This is a genomic window from Pseudomonas sp. GD04058 (assembly GCF_029836855.1).
In the GTDB taxonomy this organism is placed as follows: domain Bacteria; phylum Pseudomonadota; class Gammaproteobacteria; order Pseudomonadales; family Pseudomonadaceae; genus Aquipseudomonas; species Aquipseudomonas bharatica.
In genome coordinates this window covers 146,450-173,062 of the sequence record NZ_JAOECN010000003.1, presented here as the reverse complement: position 1 = coordinate 173,062, position 26,613 = coordinate 146,450, and the positions used below count along the sequence as shown (strand labels likewise).

Here is a 26,613-nt window from a genome sequence, read left to right as displayed (position 1 = left end):
GTGGCCCCCGACTCGTGCAAGCCCTAACTATGGCCTGCCATGCAGGGTTTGCCACCATCCGGGATTCAGGGCCAGTCAGAGCAGCACCACATCGTATTGTTCCTGGGAATACATGGACTCCACCTGGAAGCGAATGGTTCGCCCGATAAAGGCTTCGAGTTCGGCGACATTCCCCGATTCTTCGTCCAGCAGGCGGTCCACCACCTTCTGGTTGGCGAGCACCCTGTACCCTTCGGCCTGGTAGGCCCGCGCTTCGCGAAGGATTTCCCTGAAGATTTCGTAGCAGACGGTTTCCGGGGTTTTCAGCTTGCCGCGGCCCTGGCAGCAGATGCACGGCTCGCAGAGCACCTGCTCCAGGCTTTCGCGGGTGCGCTTGCGGGTCATCTGTACCAGGCCCAGTTCGGTCAGGCCGATGATGTTGGTCTTGGCATGGTCGCGTTCGAGCTGCTTTTCCAGCGTGCGCAGGACCTGGCGCTGGTGCTCTTCGTCTTCCATGTCGATGAAGTCGATGATGATGATCCCGCCGATGTTGCGCAGGCGCAGTTGCCGGGCAATGGCGGTGGCCGCTTCGAGGTTGGTCTTGAAGATGGTTTCTTCAAGATTGCGATGGCCGACGAAGGCACCGGTGTTCACATCGATGGTGGTCATGGCCTCGGCCGGATCGACCACCAGGTAGCCGCCGGACTTGAGCGGCACCTTGCGCTCCAGGGCACGCTGGATCTCGTCCTCGACGCCGTAGAGATCGAAGATCGGTCGCTCGCCGGGATAGTGCTCCAGCCGATCGGCGATTTCCGGCATCAGTTCGGCGACGAACTGCGTGGTTTTCTGGAACGTTTCCCGGGAATCGATACGGATCTTCTCGATCTTCGGGTTGACCAGGTCGCGCAGGGTGCGCAGGGCCAGGCCGAGGTCCTCGTAGATTTCAGTGGGGGCGCCCACGGTCTTGATCTGGACGCCGATCTGGTCCCAGAGCCGGCGCAGGTAGCGGATGTCCATGAGGATCTCGTCGGCACCCGCCCCTTCGGCGGCGGTGCGCAGGATGAAACCACCGGAATCCTGGATGTTCTCCTGGGCCACGCAGTCGCTGACCACCTTCTTCAGGCGCTCGCGCTCGGCTTCGTCTTCGATCTTCAGGGAAATGCCGACATGCTTGGTGCGTGGCATGTACACCAGGTAGCGCGAGGGGATCGACAACTGGGTGGTGAGGCGTGCGCCCTTGGAGCCGATCGGGTCCTTGGTCACCTGGACCACCAGGCTCTGCCCTTCGTGGACCAGGGCGCTGATGCTTTCCACCGTGGTGCCTTCGCGCAGGGAGATTTCCGACGCATGGATGAAAGCGGCGCGGTCCAGGCCAATATCGACGAAGGCCGCCTGCATGCCCGGCAGGACCCGCACCACCTTGCCCTTGTAGATGTTGCCGACGATGCCGCGACGCTGGGTGCGCTCGACATGGACTTCCTGAAGGACACCGTTTTCCACCACCGCCACGCGGGATTCCATCGGGGTGATGTTGATCAGGATCTCTTCACTCATGGCAATCTCTCGTCAAAGGGGCTTCGGGTAATCATGGATCGCCCGACACCGACTGGCGAGCGATAAACGGCGTCGGTGCATCCTCACTCGCTGCCTGGTACGCCCTGCCAGCACGGAATGCCGAAGCGGGCCAGCAATTCGGCGGTTTCCGCCACCGGCAAGCCCACCACCGCAGAGTAGCTGCCCTGCAGGCCCTGCACGAATACCGCGCCAAGCCCCTGGATGGCATAGGCGCCGGCCTTGTCCCGAGGCTCGCCGCTGGCCCAGTAGGCGCGGGCACGCTCCTCGCTGATGGTGTTGAACGCAACACGGCTGCTGATGCACAGGCTTTCCGTGCGCTGTCCATCGGTGACGGCGACGGCGGTCAGCACTTCGTGCTCGCGCCCGGACAGCGCCGCCAGCATGGCCATGGCATCCTCGCGATCGACCGGCTTGCCGAGGATCCGTCCATCGAGCACGACGGCGGTATCGGCGCCCAGCACCGCGAGCGGAGCGCTGGCGCCACTGGCGGTGAGCAGGGCCAGGCCCGCCGCAGCCTTGCCACGGGCCAGGCGCTCGACATAGGCACCGGGCTGCTCGCCGTGAAGCGGGGTTTCGTCGATGGAGGCGCTGACGACGGTAAAGGGAATGCCGATCTGGGTCAGCAGTTCACGGCGACGCGGCGAACCGGAGGCCAGGTACAGCGGGGTCATCTTGACTACTCCCTGTCAGCGTCGAAAAGCGAATGGTTCAGTAGATGCTCAAACGGCTGCGCAGGCCGCGCAGGCCAAAGCTGATCCACGGCCAGAGCAAGGCACTGGTGACCGCGGGCCAGACCAGCGCCAGGGTCGGCTGGCGGTTACCGGTAAGGGCACTGAGCCACAACTGCACCAGTTGCGCCACACCGAACACCACCAGAATGGTCAGGCTCTGCTGCCACATCGGGAACATCCGCAGGCGTTGCTGCAGGCTCAGCACGAGGAAGGTGATGAGGGTCAGCACCAACGCATTCTGCCCAAGCAACGTGCCGTAGAGCACATCCTCGCACAGGCCGAGGACGAAGGCGGTGGTCATGCCGATCCGGTGCGGCAGGTTCAGGGTCCAGAAGGCCAGCAGCAAGGCCAGCCACAAGGGGCGGAAGATATCCATGAACGGTGGCATCGGCCAAACGCTCAGGAGCAGGCCGATCAGGAAGGTCAACCAGACCACCCAGCCATTCTTGCCATGGGTACTGACCATCAGTGTGTCTCCCGCGAAGGTGAGGTTGGCGCTGCGGGCGGCGCGGACGGTGCGGGTGCGGGTGCGGCGGCTGGCGCATGCGGCGCGGCGGCGGGGGCCACGGTAGCAGGGTGCGCGGGATCGGTACCCGGCGCCGGCGGCCCCATCTGCTCGGCTTCCTGGGCCTTGACCGCATCGCTGGCACGCTCTTCCGGGCTGCGACTGTCGGAAAACACCAGCAGCAGGTAGCGGCTGCGATTGAGCGCGGCGGTCGGCACCGCCCGAACGATGGCGAACGGCTGCCCGGAGTCGTGGATCACTTCCTTCACCGTCGCCACGGGGTAGCCGGCCGGGAAACGCTGGCCCAGGCCGGAACTGACCAGCAGGTCGCCTTCCTTGATGTCGGCAGTATCGGCGACATGGCGCAGCTCCAGGCGTTCCGGATTGCCGGTACCGCTGGCGATGGCGCGCAGGCCATTGCGGTTGACCTGCACCGGAATGCTGTGGGTGGTATCGGTGAGCAGCAGCACCCGCGAGGTATAGGGCATCAGCTCGACCACCTGGCCCATCAGGCCACGAGCGTCGAGCACCGGCTGGCCGAGGACGACCCCGTCGCGCTCGCCCTTGTTGATGAGGATGCGATGGGTGAAGGGATTCGGATCCATGCCGATCAGTTCGGCCACCTCGACCTTCTCGTTGACCAGCGCCGAGGAGTTGAGCAGCTCGCGCAGGCGCACGTTCTGCTCGGTCAATGCCGCCAGCTTCTGCAGGCGGCCTTGCAGGAGCAGGGCTTCGGTCTTGAGTTTCTCGTTCTCGGCGATGAGTTCGGTACGGCTGCCGAACTGGCTGGCCACTCCCTGCCACAGGCGCACGGGCAGGTCAGTGATGGCATAGGACTGCATCAGCACCAGGGACATCTGGCTGCGCACGGGCTTGAGTACGGTGAAACGGGCATCGACCACCATCAGGGCGATCGACAGCACCACCAGCACGAGCAGGCGCACGCCCAGCGACGGGCCTTTGGCAAAAAGCGGTTTAATGGGCCGCTCCTCGTGGACGACGGTTCAGGAGGTCATTCATACGGCAACGCACCGGCCTGGCTTCGGATGGGTGGAATCGGCGCCGCTGACGGACGCCGACCCGGTTTCGGGCAGCACTGCGCAGGCTAGCCGAAATCCGGGCGACAGGAAGGCAATCCGGCGAATCACTCGCTGGAGAGCAGGTCCATGGTGTGCTTGTCCATCATTTCCAGGGCGCGACCGCCGCCACGGGCGACACAGGTCAGCGGGTCCTCGGCGACGATCACCGGCAGGCCGGTTTCCTGGGCCAGCAGTTTGTCCAGGTCGCGCAGCAGCGCGCCACCGCCGGTCAGCACCAGGCCACGCTCGGCGATGTCCGAGGCCAGCTCCGGAGGCGATTGCTCCAGCGCGCTCTTGACCGCCTGGACGATGGTCGCCAGGGACTCCTGCAGGGCCTCCAGCACTTCGTTGGAGTTCAGGGTGAAGGCACGTGGCACGCCTTCGGCCAGGTTGCGACCGCGAACATCGACTTCGCGCACTTCGCCGCCCGGGTAGGCGGTGCCGATTTCCTGCTTGATGCGCTCGGCGGTGGATTCGCCGATCAGGCTGCCGTAGTTGCGGCGCACATAGGTAACGATGGCTTCGTCGAAGCGGTCGCCGCCAACGCGCACGGACTCGGCGTAGACCACGCCGTTCAGGGAGATCAGCGCGATCTCGGTGGTACCGCCACCGATATCGACGACCATCGAGCCGCGGGCTTCCTCGACCGGCAGGCCGGCACCGATCGCGGCGGCCATAGGCTCCTCGATCAGGAACACTTCGCGGGCACCGGCGCCCAGGGCCGATTCACGGATGGCACGGCGCTCGACCTGGGTCGACTTGCACGGCACGCAGATCAGCACGCGCGGGCTCGGCTGCAGGAAGCTGTTCTCGTGCACCTTGTTGATGAAGTACTGCAGCATCTTCTCGCAGACGCTGAAGTCGGCGATCACGCCGTCCTTCATCGGACGAATGGCAGCGATGTTGCCCGGGGTACGGCCGAGCATGCGCTTGGCTTCGGTACCGACCGCGACGACACTTTTCTGGTTGCCGTGGGTACGAATGGCCACGACGGAGGGCTCATTCAGGACGATACCGCGCTCACGCACGTAAATAAGGGTGTTGGCAGTGCCCAGGTCGATGGAGAGATCGCTGGAAAACATGCCACGCAGTTTCTTGAACATGGGAAAGGGACCCTGGCAACGCGTGGGTAAAAAAGTGCGGCAAACTCTAACAATGGCAGGGATTTTGGGCAAGGCGCCAATATGGTAAATTGGCGGTTTTTCCGAGCAGGCCAGCACACGATCGGGCCTTATGACCACGTGTACCCCGGCATGTTTCTCATCCGGATAATTCCGTTTCTTACCCAGGAGATCCCCATGGCGCTTGAACGCAGCGATGTGGAAAAGATCGCCCATCTGGCCCGGCTGGGCCTGAACGAGGCCGATCTGCCACGTACTACCGATGCCCTGAACAGCATTCTGGGACTGGTCGACCAGATGCAGGCAGTCGACACCGACGGCATCGAGCCACTGGCCCACCCGCTGGAAGCCCGTCAGCGCTTGCGCGCCGACGTTGTAACAGAAAGCAACCAACGCGACCGCTACCAGGCCATCGCCCCGGCGACGGACAGCGGCCTGTACCTGGTTCCGAAAGTCATCGAGTAAGGGAATAGCGCCAGCATGCATCAACTCACCCTGGCCGGGATCGCCCGTGGCCTCGCCGACAAATCGTTTTCCTCCGAAGAGCTGACCCGCGCGCTGCTGCAGCGCATCCACCAGCTCGACCCGCAACTCAACAGCTTCATCAGCATCACCGATGACCTGGCCATTGCCCAGGCCAAGGCTGCCGATGCCCGCCGCGTCGCCGGCGAGAGCGGTGCCCTGCTCGGCGCGCCGATCGCCCACAAGGACCTGTTCTGCACCCAGGGCGTACGCACCAGCTGCGGCTCGAAGATGCTCGACTCGTTCACCTCGCCCTACGACGCCACCGTGGTCGCCAGGCTGGCCGAAGCCGGCACCGTGACCCTGGGCAAGACCAACATGGACGAATTCGCCATGGGGTCGGCCAACGAATCCAGCCACTACGGTGCCGTGAAGAACCCGTGGAACCTGGAGCACGTTCCGGGCGGTTCGTCCGGCGGTTCCGCTGCCGCCGTGGCCGCGCGCCTGCTGCCGGCAGCCACCGGCACCGATACCGGCGGCTCGATCCGCCAGCCGGCTGCACTGACCAGCCTGACCGGCCTCAAGCCGACCTACGGTCGCGTTTCGCGCTGGGGCATGATCGCCTATGCCTCCAGCCTCGACCAGGGCGGCCCGATGGCCCGCACCGCCGAAGACTGCGCCCTGCTCCTGCAAGGCATGGCCGGCTTCGATCCGAAGGACTCCACCAGCATCGACGAACCGGTCCCGGACTACAGCGCCAGCCTCAACGGCTCGCTGCAGGGCCTGCGCATCGGCCTGCCGAAGGAGTACTTCGGCGCCGGCCTCGACCCGCGCATCGCCGACCTGGTCCAGGCCAGCGTCAAGGAGCTGGAAAAGCTCGGCGCGGTGATCAAGGAAATCAGCCTGCCGAACATGCAGCACGCGATTCCCGCGTACTACGTGATCGCTCCGGCCGAGGCATCCTCCAACCTGTCGCGCTTCGACGGCGTGCGCTTCGGCTATCGCTGCGAGAACCCCAGGGACCTTACCGACCTGTACAAGCGCTCCCGTGGCGAAGGCTTCGGCAGTGAAGTGCAGCGGCGCATCATGGTCGGCACCTACGCGCTGTCGGCCGGCTACTACGATGCCTATTACCTGAAGGCGCAGAAGATCCGCCGCCTGATCAAGAACGACTTCATGGCCGCCTTCGAAGGCGTAGACGTGATCCTCGGCCCGACCACGCCGAACCTGGCCTGGAAGATCGGCGCCAAGAACGCCGATCCGGTCGCCGAGTACCTGGAAGACGTCTACACCATCACCGCCAACCTCGCCGGCCTGCCGGGCCTGTCGATGCCGGCCGGTTTCGTCGATGGCCTGCCGGTGGGCGTGCAGCTCCTGGCCCCGTATTTCCAGGAAGGCCGCCTGCTCAACGTCGCGCACCAGTACCAGCAAGTGACTGACTGGCATACCCGCGTACCCAACGGCTTCTGAGGAACAGACACATGCAATGGGAAGTTGTGATCGGGCTGGAGATTCATACCCAGCTCGCCACCCAGTCGAAGATTTTCTCCGGCAGCGCCACCACCTTCGGTTCCGAGCCGAACACCCAGGCCAGCCTGATCGACCTGGGCATGCCCGGGGTACTGCCGGTGCTCAACCAGGAAGCGGTGCGCATGGCCTGCATGTTCGGCCTGGCCATCGACGCCGAGATCGGCCAGCACAACGTGTTCGCGCGCAAGAACTACTTCTACCCGGACCTGCCCAAGGGCTACCAGATCAGCCAGATGGAGCTGCCGATCGTCGGCAAGGGCCATCTGGACATCGCCCTTGAGGACGGCACCGTCAAGCGCATCGGCATCACCCGCGCGCACCTGGAAGAAGACGCCGGCAAGAGCCTGCACGAAGACTTCAGCGGTTCCACCGGCATCGACCTGAACCGCGCCGGCACGCCACTGCTGGAAATCGTTTCCGAGCCGGAAATGCGCAGCGCCAAGGAAGCCGTGGCCTACGTCAAGGCGATCCACGCCCTGGTCCGCTACCTGGGCATCTGCGACGGCAACATGGCCGAAGGCTCGCTGCGTTGCGACTGCAACGTGTCGATCCGGCCGAAGGGCCAGGCCGAGTTCGGCACTCGCTGCGAGATCAAGAACGTCAACTCGTTCCGCTTCATCGAGCGTGCGATCAACAGCGAAGTGCAGCGCCAGATCGACCTGATCGAGGACGGTGGCAAGGTCATCCAGGAAACCCGCCTGTACGATCCGAACAAGGACGAGACCCGCTCCATGCGCAGCAAGGAGGAGGCCAACGACTACCGTTACTTCCCCGACCCGGACCTGCTGCCAGTGGTGATCGAGTCGGCGTACCTCGACGACCTGCGTGCCACCCTGCCGGAATTGCCGCCACAGAAAGTGGAGCGTTTCCAGAGCCAGTACGGCCTGTCGGCCTACGATGCCAACGTGCTGGCTTCCAGCCGCGAGCAGGCGGAGTACTTCGAGAAGGTCGCGGCCATCGGCGGCGACGCCAAGCTGGCGGCCAACTGGGTGATGGTGGAACTGGGCAGCCTGCTGAACAAGCTGGGTGTCGAGATCGACCAGGCGCCGGTCAGTGCCGAGCAACTGGGTGGCATGCTGCTGCGCATTCGCGACAACACCATCAGCGGCAAGATCGCCAAGACCGTGTTCGAAGCGATGGCGGCGGGCGAAGGAGATGCCGACCAGATCATCGAGGCCCGCGGCCTGAAGCAGGTTACCGATAGCGGTGCGATCGAGAAGGTGCTGGACGAGGTTCTTGCGGCCAACGCCGAGCAGGTCGAGCAATACCGTGCGGCGGACGAAGCCAAGCGCGGCAAGATGTTCGGCTTCTTCGTCGGCCAGGCGATGAAGGCCTCGAAGGGCAAGGCCAACCCTCAACAGGTGAACCAGTTGCTCAAGAGCAAGCTCGAAGGGTAATTCGTATTGCCCCCAATCGCTGGCAAGCCAGCTCCCACAGGATAGGCGGTGTACGCGGACCTTGTGGGAGCTGGCTTGTCGGACCGCCGCACCGCAGCGATTAGCCCCCCCCACGGAGCATCAGACATACATGTGGCGTCCTTTAAGCGCCCTGGCGCTGTTCACTCTCCTCGCCGGCTGTGCCAGCCACGATATCGACCCTCGCGGCTACGATGAAACCGGCACCGCCTCCTTCTATGGTTCACGCCATCACGGCAAGCGCACCGCCAGCGGCGAGCCGTTCAACCAGCATGGCCTGACTGCCGCCCACCGCACCCTGCCCTTCGGTACCCGGGTCCTGGTGACCAACCTGAAAAACGAGCGCAGCGTCGTGGTCCGCATCAATGATCGCGGCCCCCATACCCGTGGCCGCCTGATCGACCTTTCCAAGGCTGCGGCCCAGCAACTGGACATGATCCGTAGCGGAACGGCGCGAGTCCGGGTACAAAGCCTGAGCGACTGACCGGTTTTCTGGAGCACGACCATTTTCGACCTGGCCGCTTTACCCACCTTCAGCCTGCTGCAATTGGCCAGCGGCCTGATCCTTCTGATTCTTGGCGCCGAACTGCTGGTGCGTGCAGCCCTGCGTATCGCCGCCAGCCTGCACGTGCGCCCGCTGATCATCGGGCTCAGCCTGGTGGCCTTCGGCAGCAGCGCGCCGCAACTCACCGTCAGCCTGCAGGCGGCCTACACCGGCGCGCCCGATGTGGCGGTGGGCAGCGTGATCGGCAGCAATATCTTCAATGTCCTGGTGATACTTGGCCTGGCGGCGCTGATCATTCCGCTGCGGGTGTCACGGCAACTGGTACGCCTGGACATCCCGCTGATGATCGCCGCCAGCGTGGTGGTCTACCTGCTGGCCCTGAACGAGGTACTCGGGCGCTGGGAAGGCGCGCTGCTGCTGGCCGGACTGGCGGCGTACCTCGCCATCCTCTGGCATCAATCGCGGCATTACGCGCGGACTTACCCGGCACCCAACCCGCGAGTCGACCGGGGCATCGGCTTCTGGCTCGGCAGCCTGTTGCTGATGCTGCTCGGGCTCGGCCTGCTCAGCCTGGCCGGGCACCTGTTGCTGGAAGCCGCGGTCGAGGTGGCCACCGACCTGGGCCTGTCGGAACGGGTGATAGGCCTGACCGTGGTCGCGGTCTGCACCTCCCTTCCGGAACTGGCCACCTCGCTGATCGCGGCGATCCGTGGCGAACGGGAAATCGCCGTGGGCAACGTGATCGGCAGCAACCTCTTCAATCTGCTCGCGGTGCTTGGCCTGACTGCGGTGCTGGCCCCGGAACCGCTATCGATCTCGCCCAACGCGCTGGACTTCGACCTCCCGGTGATGCTCGGCGTCGCCCTGCTGACCCTGCCGGTGTTCTATTCCGGCTACCGGGTCACCCGCGTCGAGGGCCTGGTGTTCCTCTGCCTGTATCTGGCCTACGGCCTGCACGTGGTGGCCTTTACCACCGGCATGCCGCTGGCCAATCGCCTGGAGCAGTTGATGCTGTTCTATGTCCTGCCAGCGCTCGCCGTATTGCTGACCTATACGACCTTGCGCGCCTGGCGCCGCCAACACTAAGGAAAACAACATGGGTGAGACGAAGAAAACCGGCGAACAGGTTCGCCGCCAGGTCATGGGCGACGTGTTCGTCGATCGCGCGCTGGGCAATGCCACCGAGTTCACCGCGCCGCTGCAGGAGTTCGTCAACGAACACGCCTGGGGCAGTGTCTGGAGCCGCGAAGGCCTGCCACTGAAGACCCGCAGCCTGATCACCCTCGCCGCCCTGACCGCGCTGAAATGCCCGCAGGAACTCAAGGGCCACGTGCGTGGCGCGCTGAACAATGGCTGTACGGTAGAAGAGATTCGCGAAGCCCTGCTGCATTGCGCAGTCTATGCGGGCGTGCCGGCGGCGATCGATGCGTTCCGCGCGGCTCAGGAAGTGATCGACGCCTGGCAACAGGACTGATCGATCACCTCCGCGGCAAGGTGCGTCAGGCCTGGGCCTTGCGCCCCTTGGTCAGTTTGTAGACCACCCACAGCACGAGCAGCCAGACCGGGATCAGCTCCACGGAAATACGGATGCCCTCGGTCTGCCACATTACCACCAGGATGAAGGCCAGGAAGGCCAGGCACAGGTAGTTGGTCAGCGGATGGCCCAGGCTCTTGTAGAAGGTATCCTGGCCGGCCGCAGCCTTGGCCTTGCGGAACTTCAAGTGGGTGATGCTGATGATCCCCCAGTTGATCACCAGCGACGACACCACCAGCGCCATCAGCAGGCCGAAGGCTTCGCGGGGCATGAAGTAGTTGATGAGCACGCACAGCCCCGTGGCCAGCGCGGAAATGCCCAGGGCCGCCAGCGGCACACCCTTGGCGTTGACCTTGAGCAGCGACTTCGGCGCATCGCCCTGGGTCGCCAGGCCGAACAGCATGCGGCTGTTGCAATACACGCAGCTGTTGTACACCGACAGTGCTGCAGTCAGGACCACCAGGTTGAGCACCGTGGCCACGACATTGGCGTCCAGGTCATGGAAGATCATCACGAACGGACTGCCGCCATCGACCACTTTCTGCCACGGGTACAACGCCAGCAGTACCGCCAGCGCACCCACATAGAACAGCAGGATGCGGTAGATCACCTGGTTGGTCGCCCGCGGAATGCTGTGGCGCGGGTTATCGGCCTCGGCGGCGGTGATGCCCACCAGCTCCAGGCCTCCAAAGGAGAACATGATCACGGCCATGGCCATCATCAGCCCGGTAACACCATTGGGGAAGAAGCCGCCATGCTGCCACAGGTTGGCAACGCTGGCGTCCGGACCGCCATTGCCGCTGAGCAGCAGGTAGCCACCGAAGCCGATCATGCCGAGGATGGCTGCCACCTTGATCAGGGCGAACCAGAACTCCATCTCGCCATAGACCTTTACCTGGCTGACGTTCATCAGGTTGATGATGACGAAGAACACCGCCGCCGTGGCCCAGGTCGGGAAATCCGGCCACCAGTACTGCACGTAGATACCCACGGCGGTCAGTTCGGCCATGCCCACCAGGACGTAGAGCACCCAATAGTTCCAGCCGGACATGAAGCCGGCGAACGGTCCCCAGTAGCTGTGGGCGAAGTGACTGAAGGTGCCGGAAACCGGCTCCTCGACCACCATCTCGCCGAGCTGGCGCATGATGAAGAAGGCGATCAGGCCGGCAATGGCATAGCCCAGCAGCACCGAGGGACCGGCCATCTGGATGGTCTGGGCGATCCCCAGGAACAGGCCGGTGCCGATCGCCCCGCCCAGGGCGATCAGCTGGATATGGCGATTCTTCAGGCCGCGATGCAAACGCTCGGGCGTGATCTGGTCTTGCATGAAGTGTCCTCGGACGTGAGAGGCAGTGTTGGCGTTGTTTTGCGAGCGAAGGATCTAGATCCATCCGCCCCACTGCAATAGGAATATTCCGATGTTCGTTGTCACAGCGGCGGCAAGGGTGGTGATCACGATGATCGATGCCGCCAATTCATGGTTGCCATTGGACGAGCGGGCCATCACATAGCTGGCCGCTGCCGTCGGGCTGCCAATATAAAGGAACAGGATGCCCAGTTCCGCCCCGCGAAAGCCGCATAGCCAGCCGCCGAAGGTAAATATCACGGGTAGCCAGACCATCTTCACCAGGCTTGCGCTCACGGCCATCCGACCGCTGGCGCGCAATGACGCCAGGGACAGGGTGCCGCCGATGCAGATCAGCGCCAGCGGCAGTGTCATCTGGGCGATGTAGTCGGCGGAGGTCAGCAGCCAGTTGGGCAGCGCCACCTTGGCATAGGCCATTGGCGTCGCCAGCAGCACGCTGATGATCAGCGGGTTGCGCAGGATGCTCTTGAAGATGCTCCACGGGTCCGACTTGACCGTCGGGCTGTAGACCGCCAGCACCACCACCGACAGCGAGTTGTAAAGCAGGATCACCAGGCCGGCGAGGATCGCGCCGAGGGAAATGCCGTAGTCGCCGTACATGCTGGCCGCCAGGGCCAGGCCGATCACCCCGTTGTTGCCCCGAAACGAGCCCTGGGTGTAGATGCCGCGATCTTCCTTGGGACAACGCCAGATGGCAATCAGCCAGGCCAAGGCAAAACTGCCGAAGGTGGCGGCGATGAAGTAAAGCAGCAGGCCGGGATTGACCGCCGCGTCGAGGTCGGCGTGGTAGATGCCGAGGAACAGCAGCGACGGCATGCAGACGTTGAAGACGAGGGACGAGGCAACCTGGATGAAGTTGTCGTTGATCGCATCGATGCGGCGCAGCAGCACACCCATGAACAGCATCGCGAACACCGGGGCGGTGATGTTCAGGGTCTGGATGAAGAGGGCGAGCATGCGGGGCAATTTCCGTGGGCCTGGCGACAGGCGACCAATGATACGCCAGTGCAGGGCTCAGGGATGGGGGTTTGTGGATGAAATGCCGGAATTTAGGCGATTTTGAGGGCCTCATCGCTGGCAGGCCACAGGGACCTCCCTGTGGGAGCTGGCTTGCCAGCGATGAGGCCCTCTAGGGCAGTGAAGGCCTCAGCGACGAACCGGCCGCTTCTGCAACTTGCGCTGCAAGGTCCGACGGTGCATGCCCAGGGCGCGGGCCGTGGCGGAAATGTTGCCTTCGTGCTCGGTCAGCACGCGCTGGATGTGCTCCCATTGCAAGCGGTCCACCGACATCGGGTTTTCCGGCACCAGGGTGTCCAGGTCCGCGTGCTGGGACAACAGCGCCGCCACCACGTCATCGGCATCCGCCGGCTTGCACAGGTAGTTGCAGGCGCCGCGCTTGATGGCTTCGACGGCAGTGGCGATGCTGGAGTAACCGGTAAGGATCACCACCTTCATTTCCGGGTCCAGCTCCAGCAGCTTGGGCAGCAGGACCAGGCCCGAGTCGCCGTCCATCTTGAGGTCCAGCGCAGCGTAGTCGGGAACGTCCTGCTGGGCGATCAACAGCCCGGCGTCCGCGGAACTGGCGGTGCTGACGCGAAAACCGCGGCGAGCCATGGCCCGGGCCATCACCCGGGTAAAGGTCGCATCGTCGTCGACCAGCAGCAGGTGCGGCAGGTCTTCACCTTCAACCTGGATTTCATCACTCATCACACGTCTCCTCGCGCGTCACGGGGCAGGCGCAGCTCGGTCAGCGTACCGCCCTCTTCGTGACTATAGAGTTTTACCGAGCCGCCAGCACGGGTAACGCTGGCCTTGCTCAGGAACAGGCCAAGACCGAAGCCTTTGCCCTTGGTGGTAAAGAAGGGTTTGCCGATCTGCTCGGCAATGGCCACCGGTACGCCGGGGCCGTGATCGCGGATGCTGATGACGATATCCGTGGCATCCCAGTCGAGCTGCACCTCAAGCCCGTCGGGGCAGGCATCGGCGGCGTTGTTGAGCAGGTTCAGCAAGGCCTGGGTCAGGTCGGGTGGCGGCGCCAGGTGTGGCACCAGCCCCTGGCCGAGGCGCTGGAAGCGATAGCTGGCTTCCGGACGCATCAGGTGCCAGCGGTTCAGCGCCTCGTCCATCCAGAAGGTCACCGGCTGCTCTTCCACCGCCATGCGCCGGTTGGCCTCGGCAGCGCGGACCAGTTGCTGTAGGGTGTGCTTGCACTGCTTGACCTGCTCCTGCAACACCGCCAGGTCCTCCTGCAGCAGGGGGTCGGTGTGATCCTGGCGCATCTCGTTGAGCAACACGCTCATGGTCGCCAGCGGTGTGCCCAGTTCGTGGGCGGCACCGGCCGCCTGGGTGGCCACGGCCAGCAGTTGCTGGTCGCGCAGGCCTTCTTCGCGACGCTGGGCCTGGAAGGCTTCCTGGCGACGCAATTCCTCGGCCATCTTCGCGGCAAAGAAAGTAATGACCGCTGCCGCCAGGGCGAAGCTCAGCCACATGCCGTAGATCTGCATCTTTTCCCTGGCCATGGGGAAGGTATCCAGCGGATAGAACTGCACCAGCAACAAGGTGTAGGCAACCAGGGCGATACCGGAGAGGATCAGCGAATAGACCCACGGCAGGGTAACCGCGGCGATCGCCAGCGGTACCAGGTAATAGGAAACGAAGGGGTTGGTCGAGCCGCCGGAAAAGTACAGCAGGGCACTGTGGATCAGCAGGTCGCAGGCCAGCTGCACGGCGTATTCCAGCTCGGTGACCGGCAGCGAGGCGCGCAGGCGCAGGGCGGTCACCAGGCAGAGCACCATGGAAAAACCAAGGGTGACGCTCAGCGCCAGCCAGGGCAGCGGCAGCAGTTCGGTCCAGTAGGCGACCGCCACCGAACCGGCCTGAGCCGCCAGTACCAGGGTACGGATGAACGTAAGGCGCCAGAGGTTCTGGCGGGTGGCAGACAACATTTGCATTTTGACCGGGGCGAGCATGAGCTCTCCTGATGAGTGCTCCAGGTAAACCGTGGCCAAGTATACCGAAGGGACGTCCTGGACTGCAGCGATGCGGCAACTCGCCACACCGCAGGCCGGTTAAATGATAGCCATTTGGAACCTTGGTGCTACTTTCAAGGTCTTATCGAGTCTGCGTGGTGCACAGGATGGTACCGGCCACGCCCATTTTTCAAGGAGCCGCACATGAATACCCCAAGCCGTAGCGCCAAGGCCCTGCTGGTCGCCAGCCTGCTGGCCAGCCTTCCCGTTCTGGCGGACGAGCCGCGTTACAACCAGATTTCCCTGCGCGCCGAAGCGAGCAAGGAAGTCGCCCGCGACCTGATGGTCGTGACCCTCTACAGCGAAGCGCAGAACACCGACCCGGCCAAACTCGCCGCCGAGATCACCACCACCCTCAACAAGGCGTTGGAACAGGCGCGCCAGGTCAAGGATGTGAAGATCAGCCAAGGCAGCCGCAACGCCTACCCGATCTATGACGACAAGGGCCAGAAGATCACCGGCTGGCGCGAGCGCGCCGAACTGCGCCTGGAAAGCGGCGACTTCCCTGCCCTGTCCAAACTGACCGGCGAACTGCTGCAACAACTGAAGATGGGCGGCATGGACTTCGCCATCGCCCCGGCCACGCGCAAGACCAGCGAGGACGCACTGATCAAGGACGCAGTCGATGCCTTCAAGGCACGGGCGCAGATCGCCACCGAAGCGCTGGGTGGCAAGGGCTACAAGGTGGTCAGCCTGAACCTCAACAGCAGTGGTTATCCACAGCCGTACCAGCGTGCACCGATGATGATGAAAGCCAGCATGGATGCCGAGGCGGCACCTTCGCCGCAGGTCGAGGCGGGGACGACGCAGGTCAGCGTCAATGCCGATGGCACCATTGAAGTGCAGATGCCCTGAATGACCTTGGGCCGGTGCATGGCCGGCCCATTTCCATTGCCCTGGAGGGCCTCATCGCTGGCAAGCCAGCTCCCACAAGGCCCGCGGTGCATGCGGCCCCTGTGGGAGCTGGCTTGCCAGCGATGAGGCCCTCAAGCTCACTGAAAGTCTAAAAATCTTCAGCGATCCTTAAGCAGCAAACGTTCAACTCGGCAAAATTTACACAAACGCGACATCCTTGTACGAACGTTCCGAAATTACTGTCAGAAGCTATCCTCAAGCGTTGCACCAGGTCCAGTACCTGCATAAGTATCCGCGGGTCGGCTCACAAGGCCGCCCTCAGATCACAATGACAACAATGAGGCCACCATGCTGAAAACCGCAGTCATTCCGTTCCTTGTCGGCGCAGGTCTGCTCGCCGCTACGCCGGCCGCCCAGGCCGCTTCCAACCTGGTCTACTGCTCCGAAGGCAGCCCTGCCGGCTTCGACCCGAGCCAGTACACCACCGGTACCGACTTCGACGCGTCCTCGGAAACCGTCTTCAACCGCCTCGCCCAGTTCGAGCGCGGCGGTACCCAGGTCATCCCGGGCCTGGCCACCAGTTGGGACGTTTCCGATGACGGCCTGACCTATACCTTCCACCTGCGCGAAGGGGTCAAGTTCCATACCACCGACTACTTCAAACCCACTCGCGACTTCAATGCCGACGATGTGCTGTTCACCTTCAACCGCATGCTCGACAAGGACATGCCGTTCCGCAAGGCCTACCCTACCGAGTTCCCGTACTTCACCGACATGGGCATGGACGCGAACATCAAGCAGGTGCAGAAAGTCGACGCGCACACCGTCAAGTTCCTCCTCAACGAAGTCGACGCCGCGTTCATCCAGAACATCGCCATGAGCTTCGCCTCGATCCAGTCCGCCGAATACGCCGAGCAGTTGCTCAAGCAGGGCAAGGCCGCGGAAATCAACCAGAAGCCGATCGGCACCGGTCCTTTCGTTTTCAGCAAATACCAGAAGGACGCGCAGATCCGCTTCAAGGGCAACAAGGACTACTGGTCGCCCGACGAGGTGAAGATCGACAACCTGATCTTCGCCATCACCACCGACGCTTCGGTGCGCATGCAGAAACTGAAGAAGAACGAGTGCCAGATCACCCTCTTCCCCCGTCCTGCCGACCTCGAGGCGCTCAAGGCCGACCCGAACCTGCAGATGCCGCACCAGGCCGGCTTCAACCTCGGCTACATCGCCTATAACGTGATGGACAGGATCAAGGGCAGCAACGAGCCCAACCCCATGGCCCAGCTCAAGGTGCGCCAGGCCCTGGACATGGCGGTGAACAAGCAGCAGATCATCGATTCGGTGTACCAGGGTGCGGGCGAACTGGCGGTCAACGCCATGCCGCCGACCCAGTGGTCCTACGACGACACCATCAAGGGCACCGAGTACAACGTCGAGAAGGCCAAGGCATTGCTCAAGGAGGCCGGCGTCAAGGAGGGTACCGAGATCACCCTGTGGGCCATGCCGGTACAGCGCCCGTACAACCCCAACGCCAAATTGATGGCCGAGATGATCCAGTCCGACTGGGCGAAGATCGGCATCAAGGCGCGCATCGTCAGCTACGAATGGGGCGAGTACATCAAGCGCGCCAAGGACGGCGAGAACGGCGCCATGCTGATCGGCTGGAGCGGCGACAACGGTGACCCGGACAACTGGCTCGGCACCCTCTACGGCTGCGATGCGGTCAACGGCAACAACTTCTCCCACTGGTGCAACGCCGACTACGACAAGCTGGTGAAGGCGGCCAAGCGCATTCCCGACCAGGCCAAGCGCACCGAGCTGTACAAGCAGGCCCAGCACATCCTCAAGGACCAGGTGCCGATCACGCCGATCGCCCACTCCACGGTCTACCAGCCGATGCGCAACAGCGTCAAGGACTTCAAGATCAGCCCCTTCGCCCTCAATGACTTCTACGGCGTCAGCGTGAAGCCATAAACCCCGGTGTAGGAGCTGGCTTGCCAGCTCCTACACCTGTCTGAAATTTCCTCAACTCAGCCGGAAAACTCCCACCCAAACTTGCTCCCTGTGTACCTCGTCGGACGCCTTTTACCCACTTACCTTGGGACCGGTGCCGTGACGCGTGAGCGAGGATTCGCCACGCGCCGCGGAAAACTTCAATAACGACGACAAGACAGGGAATTCCCATGCGTAAGACGTCTCTCTTCGCCGCCTTGCTCGGAGCCGGTCTGCTGGCCCATTCGCCCTTCGGCCTGGCCAAGGGCAACCTGGTGTTCTGCTCGGAAGGCAGCCCCTCGGGCTTCGACACCGCGCAATACCAGAGCGGTACCGACAACGACGTGTCCGAACCGCTGTACAACCGCCTGGTGGAGTTCGAACGCGGGGCCACGGGCATTCAACCGTCCCTGGCCACCGACTGGGCCATCTCCGACGACGGCCTGGTGTACACCTTCAACCTGCGCCCCGGGGTGAAGTTCCACAGCAATGCCGGTTTCACCCCGAGCCGCGATTTCGACGCCGACGACGTGGTGTTCACCTTCAATCGCATGCTCGACCCGACCCACCCCTTCCGCATGGCCTACGGCACCGTATTCCCGTACTTCAACGCCATGGGCATGGACAAGACCATCGCCAAGGTGGAAAAGACCGGCCCGATGAGCGTGACCTTCACCCTCAACCACCCCGACGCAACGCTGCTGCAGAACCTCGCCATGAGCTTCGCCTCGGTTCTCTCGGCCGAATACGCCGAGCACCTGCTGGCCCGCGGCACCCCCTCGGACATCACCCACAAGCCCATCGGCACCGGCCCCTTCGTGTTCACCCGCTACCAGAAGGACACCCAGATCCGCTACCGCGGCAACACCGACTACTGGGCCCCCGAGCAGGTCAGGCTGGACAACCTGATCTATTCGATCAACGTCGATCCGTCAGTCCGCGTACAAAAGCTGCGCAAGGGCGAATGCCATGTGAGCATCCATCCACGTCCCGCCGACCTCGAGGCCCTGCGCAGCGACGAGAACATCAACCTGATCGAGAAGCCCGCCTACAACCTCGGCTATATCGCCTACAACACCCGGCACAAGCCGTTCGACCAACTGGAAGTCCGCCAGGCGCTGGACATGGCGGTGAACAAGGAAGCGATCATCAAGACCGTATTCCAGGGGGCCGGCCAGGTGGCGGTCAACACCATGCCTCCGACCCAGTGGTCGTATGACGAGAGCATCGTCGATGCGCCACGCGACCTGGAAAAGGCCCGACAGATGCTGCGCGACGCCGGGGTCAAGGAAGGTACCGAGATCACCCTCTGGGCCATGCCCGTGCAGCGCCCTTACAACCCCGACGCGCGGCTGATGGCGCAGATCCTCCAGGACGACTGGGGCAAGCTCGGGCTGAAGGTGAACATCGTCAGCTACGAATGGGGCGAGTACCTCAAGCGCGCCAAGAACGGTGAACACGACACCCTCCTGATCGGCTGGACCGGTGACAACGGTGACCCGGACAACTGGCTGGGCACCCTGTACAGCTGCGACGCCATCGGCAGCCATAACCATTCCATGTGGTGCGACCCGGAATACGACGCGCTGATGAAGAAAGCCAAGGGCACCAACGACCGCGAGCAGCGCAGCGAGCTGTATCGCCAGGCCCAGCAGTACATCAAGCAGAACGTACCGATCACCCCGATCGCCCACTCCACCGTCAGCCAGCCGGTAAGCACGCGGGTGAAGGACTACCTGGTGAGCCCGTTCGGCAAGACCACGTTCCGCGACGTCGGCATCGACTGACCACTGCCAGCCGGATCGACGCCCACCGGCCACGATCCACCGCATTGGCCGCCGGGTCCGCGAGGCCCGCCGGCACACCAAGAAGAACAAGAAAGGAAGCATCGCCTTGAAACGAATCACCACCGTAATCGCCCTTTCCCTTGGCGGCCTGTCCGGCCTTGTCCAGGCCGACGCCACCAGCCAGGACTACCTGCCGCTGACGCTCAAGGAAAACAGTGCCCAGGCCGAATCCAACGGTTTCATCGAAGACCAGAGCCTGTCCGGCTGGACGCGCAACTGGTATGCCCGCGAGCGAGCGACCAAGGGCCCGCTGTTCCGCTACTACAAAAGCGACGGCAGCCGCCGCGAAACCCACAGCCGCGACAACTGGTTACAAGGTACCGTTCTCGACTATAGCTCGGGCTTCACCCAGGGCACCGTCGGTTTCGCCACCCAGGTCGCCGGCTACCACGCGCTGGCCCTGGAGCGCGGCCGCGCCCGGGTCGCCGGGCCGAACAACCGCACCCTGACCCACGGCGATGGCGATGTCATCGGCCAGTGGAGCAAACTCGGCCTGGCCAACCTGCAGGCACGCATCTCCAACACCACCCTGGTCGCCGGTCGGCAGTCGATCAACACGCCGGTGTTCGCCTACATCGGAAACCGCGCTTTGCCGTCGAGCTTCGATGGCGTCGCCCTGCACAGCGCCGAATTCGACAACCTGTCCTTCGACCTCGGCACCTTCGAACGGGTCTCGACCCGCACCGAACAGGGCAAGAGCAGGTTCACCACCGAGTATTCGGCACTGGGCGCCGAAGCCGACCGGGTCAGCCTGGCCGGCCTCAACTACCAGCCGTTGCGCAGCCTGACCACCAGCCTGTACTTCGGCCATGTCGAGGACATCTGGAACCAGTACTACTTCGGCGCGTCCCACGACCTGGGAGACAAGGGCACCCTGGCCCTGACCACCGGGTTCAACTGGTACGGCACCCGCGACACCGGCTCGGCAAAACTGGGGACGATCGACAACGACACCTTCAGCCTGTCCTTCACCCTGGCGCACCAGGCCCACAGCCTGACCCTGGCCTACCAGCAGGTGAACGGCGACGAGTACTTCGATTACGTGCACGACACCAATGCGATCTTCCTCGCCAACTCGCTGTTCTCCGATTACAACGGGCCCAACGAGAAGTCGTTCCAGGTCGGCTACGCCCTGGACATGGCCGGCTTCGGCGTGCCGGGCCTGCGCCTGAATGCCTACACCGCCCGCGGCTGGGGCATCGACGGCACCCACTACAAGGGCAACGGCTACGATGTACGCAACCTCGATGGCGAACATCACCGGGAATGGTCCCTCGGGGCCAGCTACGTGGTGCAGAGCGGGCCGCTGCAGGCGACCAATATCCGCGCCTATTACACTGCGCACCGCGCCAGTCGCGAACAGATCGATGGCAATCTCGATGAATTCCGCATCGTGACCACCATTCCGTTCAACATTCTTTAAGCAGGTCCCGGGGGGCGATCGCCCAGGCGCCCGCTCCCCGGGCAGGAGACGACAAAGGATATGCCGATGAAAAACCTGACCCTGCACGCCGCGCTCGCGGCCCTGCTGCTGGGCGCCTCGACGGGGCTTCTGGCGCGCCCGCTGGTGGTCTGCACCGAAGCCAGCCCGGAAGGCTTCGATATGGTCCAGTACACCACCGCCGTCACCGCCGATGCCGCGGCCGAGACCCTGTTCAACCGCCTGGTGGACTTCAAGCCCGGCACCACCGAGATCCAGCCATCCCTGGCCGAACGCTGGGACATCAGCGAAGACGGCCTCACCTACACCTTCCACCTGCGCAGGGGCGTCAAGTTCCACACCACGCCCTGGTTCACCCCGACCCGGGACATGAACGCCGACGATGTGCTCTGGAGCTTCCACCGCCAGCTTGACCCCGGGCATCCCTGGCATGACAAGACCAGCATCGGCTTTCCCTATTTCGAAGGCATGAGCTTCGGCAAATTGCTCAAGAGCGTGGAGAAGACCGACGACCACACCGTGGTCTTCACCCTGACCCAGCCCCAGGCCCCGTTCCTGCGCGACCTGGCCATGGCCTTCACCTCGATCTACTCGGCCGAGTACGGTGACCAGTTGCTCAAGGCGGGCAAAACCGGCGACCTCAACAGCAAACCGGTCGGCACCGGCCCGTTCATCTTCCAGCGCTATATCAAGGACGCCCAGGTCCGCTACAAGGCCAACCCGGACTACTTCCGCGGTGCGCCGCCCAGCGAAACCCTGGTCTTCGCCATCACTCCCGACAACAACGTGCGCCTGCAGAAACTGCGCGCCAACGAATGCCAGGTCGCCGTCTATCCCAAGCCCGACGACGTCCCCTCGATCAAGCAGGACCCGATGCTCAAGGTGGCCGAACTGGAGGCGCTGATCATCGGCTACGTGGCGATGAACACCGAGCATCCCCTGCTCAAGGACGTGCGGGTGCGCAAGGCAATCGATATCGCCTTTGATCGCCAGAGCCATATCGACCAGTTGTTCGGCCAGGGCAACGCGGTGCTGGCGGTCAACCCGTACCCGCCGACCCTGCCCGGCTACAACCACGACAATCGGAACCCGCCCCGCGACCTCGACAAGGCCCGTGCCCTACTCAAGGAAGCCGGTGTGCCGGAAGGCGCCCGGCTGACCCTGTTCACCCGCAATGGCGGCGGCATGACCAACCCCAATCCGCGCCTGAGCGCCGAAATGCTCCAGGCCGACCTCAAGCAGATCGGCCTGAAACTGGATATCCGCGTCATGGAATGGGCAGAAATGCTGCGCCGCGCGAAGAACGGCGAGCACGACCTGGTGTCCACCGGATGGGCCGGCGACAACGGCGACCCGGATAACTTCCTGACCCCGCTGCTCAGTTGCGAGGCGGTGAAGAACGGCGAGAACTATGCTCGTTGGTGCAATGAACGGTTCGACGCGCTGATCAACCGGGCTCGCCAGGTGATCGATCCGCAACAGCGAGAAGCACTCTATAAGGAGGCCCTGGCCGTGTACGATGCGGACCGGCCGTGGATAACCATGGCCCATCCGAAGATGTTCACGGCCATGCGCCGGAACGTCGAGGGCTACATCATCAGCCCCCTGACCAATAACAACTTCGCTACTACCCAGGTGAAGTAGAACAAGAACGCCCGCCCAACCCCACCCGGGAAAAGCGGGCACGCGCCTTACCGGCTGACGAGGAACACCACACGATGTTGAGTTTCATTGCCCGGCGTCTGGGATTGCTGATCCCGACCTTTTTCGGCATTACCTTGCTGACCTTCGCCCTCATACGGCTCATACCGGGGGACCCGGTGGAAGTGATGATGGGCGAGCGCAGGGTCGACCCTGAAATGCACGCACAGGCCATGGAACGGCTGGGCCTGAACAAGCCCTTGCCCGAGCAGTACCTGGACTACATCGGCAAGCTGTCCCAGGGCGACCTCGGCGAATCGCTGCGCACCCGCGAAAGCGTGTGGCACGAGTTCCTCGCGCTGTTTCCCGCCACCCTCGAACTGGCCCTGGCGGCGCTGCTGTTCGCCGGGGTCATCGGCGTACTCGCCGGGGTCATCGCCGCGCTCAAGCGCGGTTCGCTGTTCGACCACGGGGTGATGGGCCTGTCCCTCACCGGCTATTCGATGCCGATCTTCTGGTGGGGCCTGATCCTGATCATGTTCTTCTCCGTGAGCCTGGGCTGGACTCCGGTTTCCGGGCGCATCGACCTGCTCTACGACATCGAGCCGAAGACCGGCTTCATGCTCATCGACACCCTGCTCGCCGATGAACCCGGCGCGTTCAAGGATGCGCTGATGCACCTGATCCTGCCGGCCATCGTCCTGGGCACCATTCCCCTGGCGGTGATCGCGCGGATGACCCGTTCGTCGATGCTAGAAGTCCTGCGCGAGGACTACATCCGCACCGCCAGGGCCAAGGGCCTGTCGCCGGCCCGGGTGGTCTTCGTCCACGGCCTGCGCAACGCGCTGATTCCGGTACTGACGGTGTTCGGCCTGCAGGTCGGCACCCTGCTCGCCGGTGCAGTGCTCACCGAAACCATCTTTTCCTGGCCGGGCATCGGCAAGTGGCTGATCGAAGCCATCGGCGCCCGTGACTACCCCGTGGTCCAGAACGGCATCCTGCTGATCGCCTGCCTGGTCATCCTGGTCAACTTCGTCGTGGACATCCTCTACGGCCTGGCCAACCCACGCATCCGTCACCAGCGCTGAGGCCGCCGTCATGAATACTCCCGCTCCAAACCCGGCTCCAGCCATCGACCAGAGCCTGCTCTACCCGTCGCCGTACAAGGAATTCTGGCAAGCCTTCTCGCGCAACAAGGGCGCGGTGGCCGGCCTGCTGTTCATGTGCCTGATCGTCTTCTGCGCGCTGTTCGCCCCCTGGGTCACGCCACACAGCCCCAGCGAGCAATACCGCGACTTCCTGCTGACCCCGCCGGTGTGGCTCGAAGGCGGCAACTGGCAGTTCATCCTCGGCACCGACGAACTGGGCCGCGACCTGCTCTCGCGGCTGATCCAGGGTTCGCGCCTGTCGCTGCTGATCGGCCTGTCGTCGGTACTCATTTCGCTGATCCCCGGGATCATCCTGGGCCTGCTGGCGGGCTTCTTCCCCAATGCCGTCGGTGCAGCGATCATGCGCCTGATGGACGTGATGCTGGCCCTGCCCTCGCTGCTGCTGGCCGTGGCCATCGTTGCCATCCTCGGCCCTGGCCTGGTCAATACCGTGATCGCCATCGCCATCGTCTCGCTGCCGTCGTACGTGCGCCTGACCCGCGCCGCGGTGATGGGCGAGCTGAACCGCGACTACGTCACCGCCGCCCGCCTGGCCGGCGCCAGCCTGCCGCGGCTGATGTTCGTCACCGTGCTGCCCAACTGCATGGCGCCGCTGATCGTGCAGGCCACCCTGAGTTTCTCCTCGGCGATCCTCGATGCCGCCGCGCTGGGCTTCCTCGGCCTGGGCGTGCAGCCGCCGACCCCGGAATGGGGAACCATGCTGGCCTCGGCCCGCGACTACATCGAACGTGCCTGGTGGGTCGTAAGCCTGCCGGGCCTGACCATTTTGCTCAGCGTGCTGGCAATCAACCTGATGGGCGACGGGCTGCGCGATGCGCTGGACCCGAAACTCAAGAATGCCGCCTGAGGAGAAGCCCATGTCACTTCTGCAAATCCGCAATCTCAACGTGCGCTTCGGCGACGCCGATGCCGTGCCGGTGGTGGACGGCCTCGACCTCGACGTGGACAAGGGCGAGGTGCTGGCCATCGTCGGCGAGTCCGGCTCCGGCAAATCGGTGACCATGATGGCCCTGATGGGCCTGATCGACCCGCCCGGGCGCATCAGCGCCGACCAGCTCGGCTTCGACGGCAACGACATGCTCAGGATCAGCGGCCGCCAGCGGCGCAAGGTGGTCGGCAAGGACATTGCGATGGTCTTCCAGGACCCGATGACCGCCCTCAACCCCAGCTACACCGTGGGCTTCCAGATCGAGGAAGTGCTGCGCCAGCACCTCGGCCTGCGCGGCAAGGCCGCCCGCCAGCGTGCCCTGGAACTGCTGAGGAAGGTCGAGATCCCGGCTCCGGAAAGCCGCCTCGATGCCTATCCGCACCAGCTCTCCGGCGGCATGAGCCAGCGCGTGGCGATCGCCATGGCGATCGCCGGCGAGCCGAAGCTGCTGATCGCCGACGAACCCACCACCGCCTTGGACGTGACCATCCAGGCGCAGATCATGGAGTTGCTGCTGAACCTGCAAAAAGAGCGGGACATGGCCCTGATTCTTATCACCCACGACCTCGCCGTCGTCGCCGAAACCGCCCGGCGGGTCTGCGTGATGTACGCCGGCCAGGCCGTGGAGGTGGGCCAGGTGCCGGAGCTGTTCGATGTGCCGGCCCATCCCTACAGCGAAGCGCTGCTCAAGGCCATTCCCGAGCACAGCCTGGGCGCCGAGCGCCTGGCCACCCTGCCCGGCATCGTCCCCGGACGCTATGACCGGCCCACCGGCTGCCTGCTCTCGCCGCGCTGCCCTTACGTGCGCGACAACTGCCGCCAGCAACGTCCCGGTCTCGATCCCCAGGCCCACAGCCTGGCCCGCTGCTTCTACCCGCTGAACCAGGAGGTGGCGTGATGAGCGTTGTCCTGACCGCACGTGAGCTGACCCGTCACTACGAAGTCTCCCGGGGCCTGTTCAAGGGCCACGCCACGGTCCGCGCGCTGAACGGCGTGTCGTTCGAGCTGGAAGCCGGCAGGACCCTGGCCGTGGTCGGCGAGTCCGGCTGCGGCAAGTCCACCCTGGCCCGGGCCCTGACCCTGATCGAGGAGCCGTCGTCCGGCTCGCTGCAGATCGCCGGGCAGGAGGTCAACGGCGCCAGCAAGCGCGAGCGCAAGCAGTTGCGCCGCGATGTGCAGATGGTCTTCCAGAGCCCGTATGCCTCGCTCAACCCACGGCAGAAAATCGGTGACCAACTGGCCGAGCCGCTGCTGATCAACACCTCGTTGTCCAAGGAACAGCGGCGGGAAAAGGTCCAGGCCATGATGCAGCAGGTCGGTCTGCGCCCCGAGCACTACCAGCGCTACCCGCACATGTTCTCCGGGGGCCAGCGCCAGCGTATCGCCCTGGCCCGGGCCATGATGCTGCAACCGAAGGTGCTGGTGGCGGACGAGCCCACCTCGGCCCTGGACGTGTCGATCCAGGCCCAGGTACTCAACCTGTTCATGGACCTGCAAAAGGAGTTCAACACCGCCTATGTCTTCATCTCGCACAACCTGGCGGTAGTGCGGCATGTCGCGGACGAGGTGCTGGTGATGTATCTCGGCCGGCCGGCGGAAATGGGGCCGAAGGAGGCGATCTATGAGAAGCCGCTGCACCCCTATACCCAGGCGCTGCTGTCGGCGACACCGACGATTCATCCGGATCCGCACAAGCCGAAGATCAGGATTGCCGGAGAACTGCCCAACCCGCTGAATCCGCCGGATGGCTGCGCGTTCCACAAGCGTTGTCCGTATGCGACGGAACGCTGTGCGAAGGAAGTGCCGGCGTTTCGCAGGGTAGAAACCAGGCAGGTGGCCTGCCATTACGCCGAGCAGTTCCTTTGACCTGACAACACAAAACCCTGTGGGAGCTGGCTTGCCAGCGATG

The 26,613-nt window shown here is 63.9% G+C and carries 24 protein-coding genes; 15 read left to right on the top strand and 9 right to left on the bottom strand.

The window, feature by feature from the left end; genetic code table 11:
* Nucleotides 1-75: 75 nt before the first annotated feature.
* The 5 genes from rng to mreB all read right to left on the bottom strand — a co-directional run bounded on the left by rng (nt 76) and on the right by mreB (nt 4,972).
* The gene (gene rng, locus N7650_RS04245) at nt 76-1,533 is read right to left on the bottom strand and encodes a ribonuclease G (protein ID WP_009398191.1); all 1,458 of its coding nucleotides are present in this window, start codon (nt 1,531-1,533) and stop codon (nt 76-78) included.
* Between the two features lie 83 nt (nt 1,534-1,616).
* The gene (locus N7650_RS04240; RefSeq protein WP_279897196.1) at nt 1,617-2,225 is read right to left on the bottom strand and encodes a Maf family protein; all 609 of its coding nucleotides are present in this window, start codon (nt 2,223-2,225) and stop codon (nt 1,617-1,619) included.
* Nucleotides 2,226-2,262: 37 nt separating this feature from the next.
* The gene (gene mreD, locus N7650_RS04235) at nt 2,263-2,751 is read right to left on the bottom strand and encodes a rod shape-determining protein MreD (protein ID WP_009398188.1); all 489 of its coding nucleotides are present in this window, start codon (nt 2,749-2,751) and stop codon (nt 2,263-2,265) included.
* Nucleotides 2,751-3,770 carry a rod shape-determining protein MreC gene (gene mreC / locus N7650_RS04230; RefSeq protein WP_279897239.1) on the bottom strand — a complete coding sequence of 340 codons (1,020 nt, stop codon included), beginning with the start codon at nt 3,768-3,770 and terminating at the stop codon, nt 2,751-2,753. The genes mreD and mreC overlap by 1 nt, the downstream gene beginning before the upstream one ends.
* Nucleotides 3,771-3,934: 164 nt before the next feature.
* The gene (mreB, locus tag N7650_RS04225) at nt 3,935-4,972 is read right to left on the bottom strand and encodes a rod shape-determining protein MreB (RefSeq protein ID WP_008371426.1); all 1,038 of its coding nucleotides are present in this window, start codon (nt 4,970-4,972) and stop codon (nt 3,935-3,937) included.
* 195 nt (nt 4,973-5,167) lie between these two features.
* On the opposite strand from mreB, the gene gatC reads away from it, so the two are divergent.
* The 6 genes from gatC (at nt 5,168) to N7650_RS04195 (ending at nt 10,376) form a co-directional block, all read left to right on the top strand.
* On the top strand, nt 5,168-5,455 hold the full coding sequence (gene gatC / locus N7650_RS04220; RefSeq protein ID WP_009398181.1) for an Asp-tRNA(Asn)/Glu-tRNA(Gln) amidotransferase subunit GatC: 288 nt from the start codon (nt 5,168-5,170) through the stop codon (nt 5,453-5,455).
* Nucleotides 5,456-5,470: 15 nt separating this feature from the next.
* Nucleotides 5,471-6,922, top strand: a complete 1,452-nt coding sequence (gene gatA / locus N7650_RS04215) for an Asp-tRNA(Asn)/Glu-tRNA(Gln) amidotransferase subunit GatA (protein WP_279897195.1) — start codon at nt 5,471-5,473, stop codon at nt 6,920-6,922.
* Nucleotides 6,923-6,933: 11 nt separating this feature from the next.
* Nucleotides 6,934-8,379 (top strand): Asp-tRNA(Asn)/Glu-tRNA(Gln) amidotransferase subunit GatB, encoded by a 1,446-nt coding sequence (gene gatB, locus N7650_RS04210; RefSeq protein ID WP_009398177.1) that lies wholly within the window; start codon nt 6,934-6,936, stop codon nt 8,377-8,379.
* A gap of 130 nt (nt 8,380-8,509) precedes the next feature.
* A complete protein-coding gene (locus N7650_RS04205; RefSeq protein WP_009398175.1) occupies nt 8,510-8,881 on the top strand; it encodes a septal ring lytic transglycosylase RlpA family protein in 372 nt (123 codons plus the stop codon).
* Nucleotides 8,882-8,944: 63 nt separating this feature from the next.
* Entirely contained in the window at nt 8,945-9,988 is a 1,044-nt protein-coding gene (locus N7650_RS04200; protein ID WP_279897194.1) for a calcium/sodium antiporter, read from the top strand.
* Between the two features lie 10 nt (nt 9,989-9,998).
* A complete protein-coding gene (locus tag N7650_RS04195; protein ID WP_009398171.1) occupies nt 9,999-10,376 on the top strand; it encodes a carboxymuconolactone decarboxylase family protein in 378 nt (125 codons plus the stop codon).
* A gap of 25 nt (nt 10,377-10,401) precedes the next feature.
* Here the strand turns inward: N7650_RS04195 and N7650_RS04190 are convergent, their stop codons facing one another.
* The 4 genes from N7650_RS04190 to N7650_RS04175 form a co-directional block, all read right to left on the bottom strand.
* Nucleotides 10,402-11,763 (bottom strand): amino acid permease, encoded by a 1,362-nt coding sequence (locus tag N7650_RS04190; protein ID WP_009398170.1) that lies wholly within the window; start codon nt 11,761-11,763, stop codon nt 10,402-10,404.
* 54 nt (nt 11,764-11,817) lie between these two features.
* The gene (locus N7650_RS04185) at nt 11,818-12,759 is read right to left on the bottom strand and encodes an AEC family transporter (protein WP_009398169.1); all 942 of its coding nucleotides are present in this window, start codon (nt 12,757-12,759) and stop codon (nt 11,818-11,820) included.
* 189 nt (nt 12,760-12,948) lie between these two features.
* Entirely contained in the window at nt 12,949-13,509 is a 561-nt protein-coding gene (locus N7650_RS04180) for a response regulator transcription factor (protein WP_009398167.1), read from the bottom strand.
* Nucleotides 13,509-14,771 carry an ATP-binding protein gene (locus N7650_RS04175; protein WP_009398165.1) on the bottom strand — a complete coding sequence of 421 codons (1,263 nt, stop codon included), beginning with the start codon at nt 14,769-14,771 and terminating at the stop codon, nt 13,509-13,511. The genes N7650_RS04180 and N7650_RS04175 overlap by 1 nt, the downstream gene beginning before the upstream one ends.
* Before the next feature lie 204 nt (nt 14,772-14,975).
* On the opposite strand from N7650_RS04175, the gene N7650_RS04170 reads away from it, so the two are divergent.
* The 9 genes from N7650_RS04170 (at nt 14,976) to N7650_RS04130 (ending at nt 26,570) form a co-directional block, all read left to right on the top strand.
* Nucleotides 14,976-15,686 carry an SIMPL domain-containing protein gene (locus N7650_RS04170; RefSeq protein WP_009398164.1) on the top strand — a complete coding sequence of 237 codons (711 nt, stop codon included), beginning with the start codon at nt 14,976-14,978 and terminating at the stop codon, nt 15,684-15,686.
* 348 nt (nt 15,687-16,034) lie between these two features.
* Entirely contained in the window at nt 16,035-17,660 is a 1,626-nt protein-coding gene (locus tag N7650_RS04165; RefSeq protein WP_279897193.1) for an ABC transporter substrate-binding protein, read from the top strand.
* Nucleotides 17,661-17,869: 209 nt separating this feature from the next.
* A complete protein-coding gene (locus N7650_RS04160; RefSeq protein ID WP_279897192.1) occupies nt 17,870-19,465 on the top strand; it encodes an ABC transporter substrate-binding protein in 1,596 nt (531 codons plus the stop codon).
* Nucleotides 19,466-19,571: 106 nt separating this feature from the next.
* Nucleotides 19,572-20,948, top strand: coding sequence for an OprD family outer membrane porin (locus N7650_RS04155; RefSeq protein ID WP_279897191.1), 1,377 nt, complete (start codon nt 19,572-19,574; stop codon nt 20,946-20,948).
* Nucleotides 20,949-21,014: 66 nt separating this feature from the next.
* Nucleotides 21,015-22,610: an ABC transporter substrate-binding protein gene (locus tag N7650_RS04150; protein WP_009398160.1), complete on the top strand. Its 1,596-nt coding sequence runs from the start codon at nt 21,015-21,017 to the stop codon at nt 22,608-22,610.
* Between the two features lie 74 nt (nt 22,611-22,684).
* The gene (locus N7650_RS04145; protein ID WP_009398159.1) at nt 22,685-23,695 is read left to right on the top strand and encodes an ABC transporter permease subunit; all 1,011 of its coding nucleotides are present in this window, start codon (nt 22,685-22,687) and stop codon (nt 23,693-23,695) included.
* A 10-nt stretch (nt 23,696-23,705) separates the two neighbouring features.
* Nucleotides 23,706-24,623, top strand: coding sequence for an ABC transporter permease subunit (locus N7650_RS04140; RefSeq protein ID WP_009398157.1), 918 nt, complete (start codon nt 23,706-23,708; stop codon nt 24,621-24,623).
* A 10-nt stretch (nt 24,624-24,633) separates the two neighbouring features.
* Nucleotides 24,634-25,602: an oligopeptide/dipeptide ABC transporter ATP-binding protein gene (locus tag N7650_RS04135; RefSeq protein WP_064302774.1), complete on the top strand. Its 969-nt coding sequence runs from the start codon at nt 24,634-24,636 to the stop codon at nt 25,600-25,602.
* Nucleotides 25,602-26,570 (top strand): peptide ABC transporter ATP-binding protein, encoded by a 969-nt coding sequence (locus N7650_RS04130; protein WP_064302773.1) that lies wholly within the window; start codon nt 25,602-25,604, stop codon nt 26,568-26,570. Before N7650_RS04135 ends, N7650_RS04130 begins: the two co-directional genes overlap by 1 nt.
* The last annotated feature ends 43 nt before the right edge of the window (nt 26,571-26,613 follow it).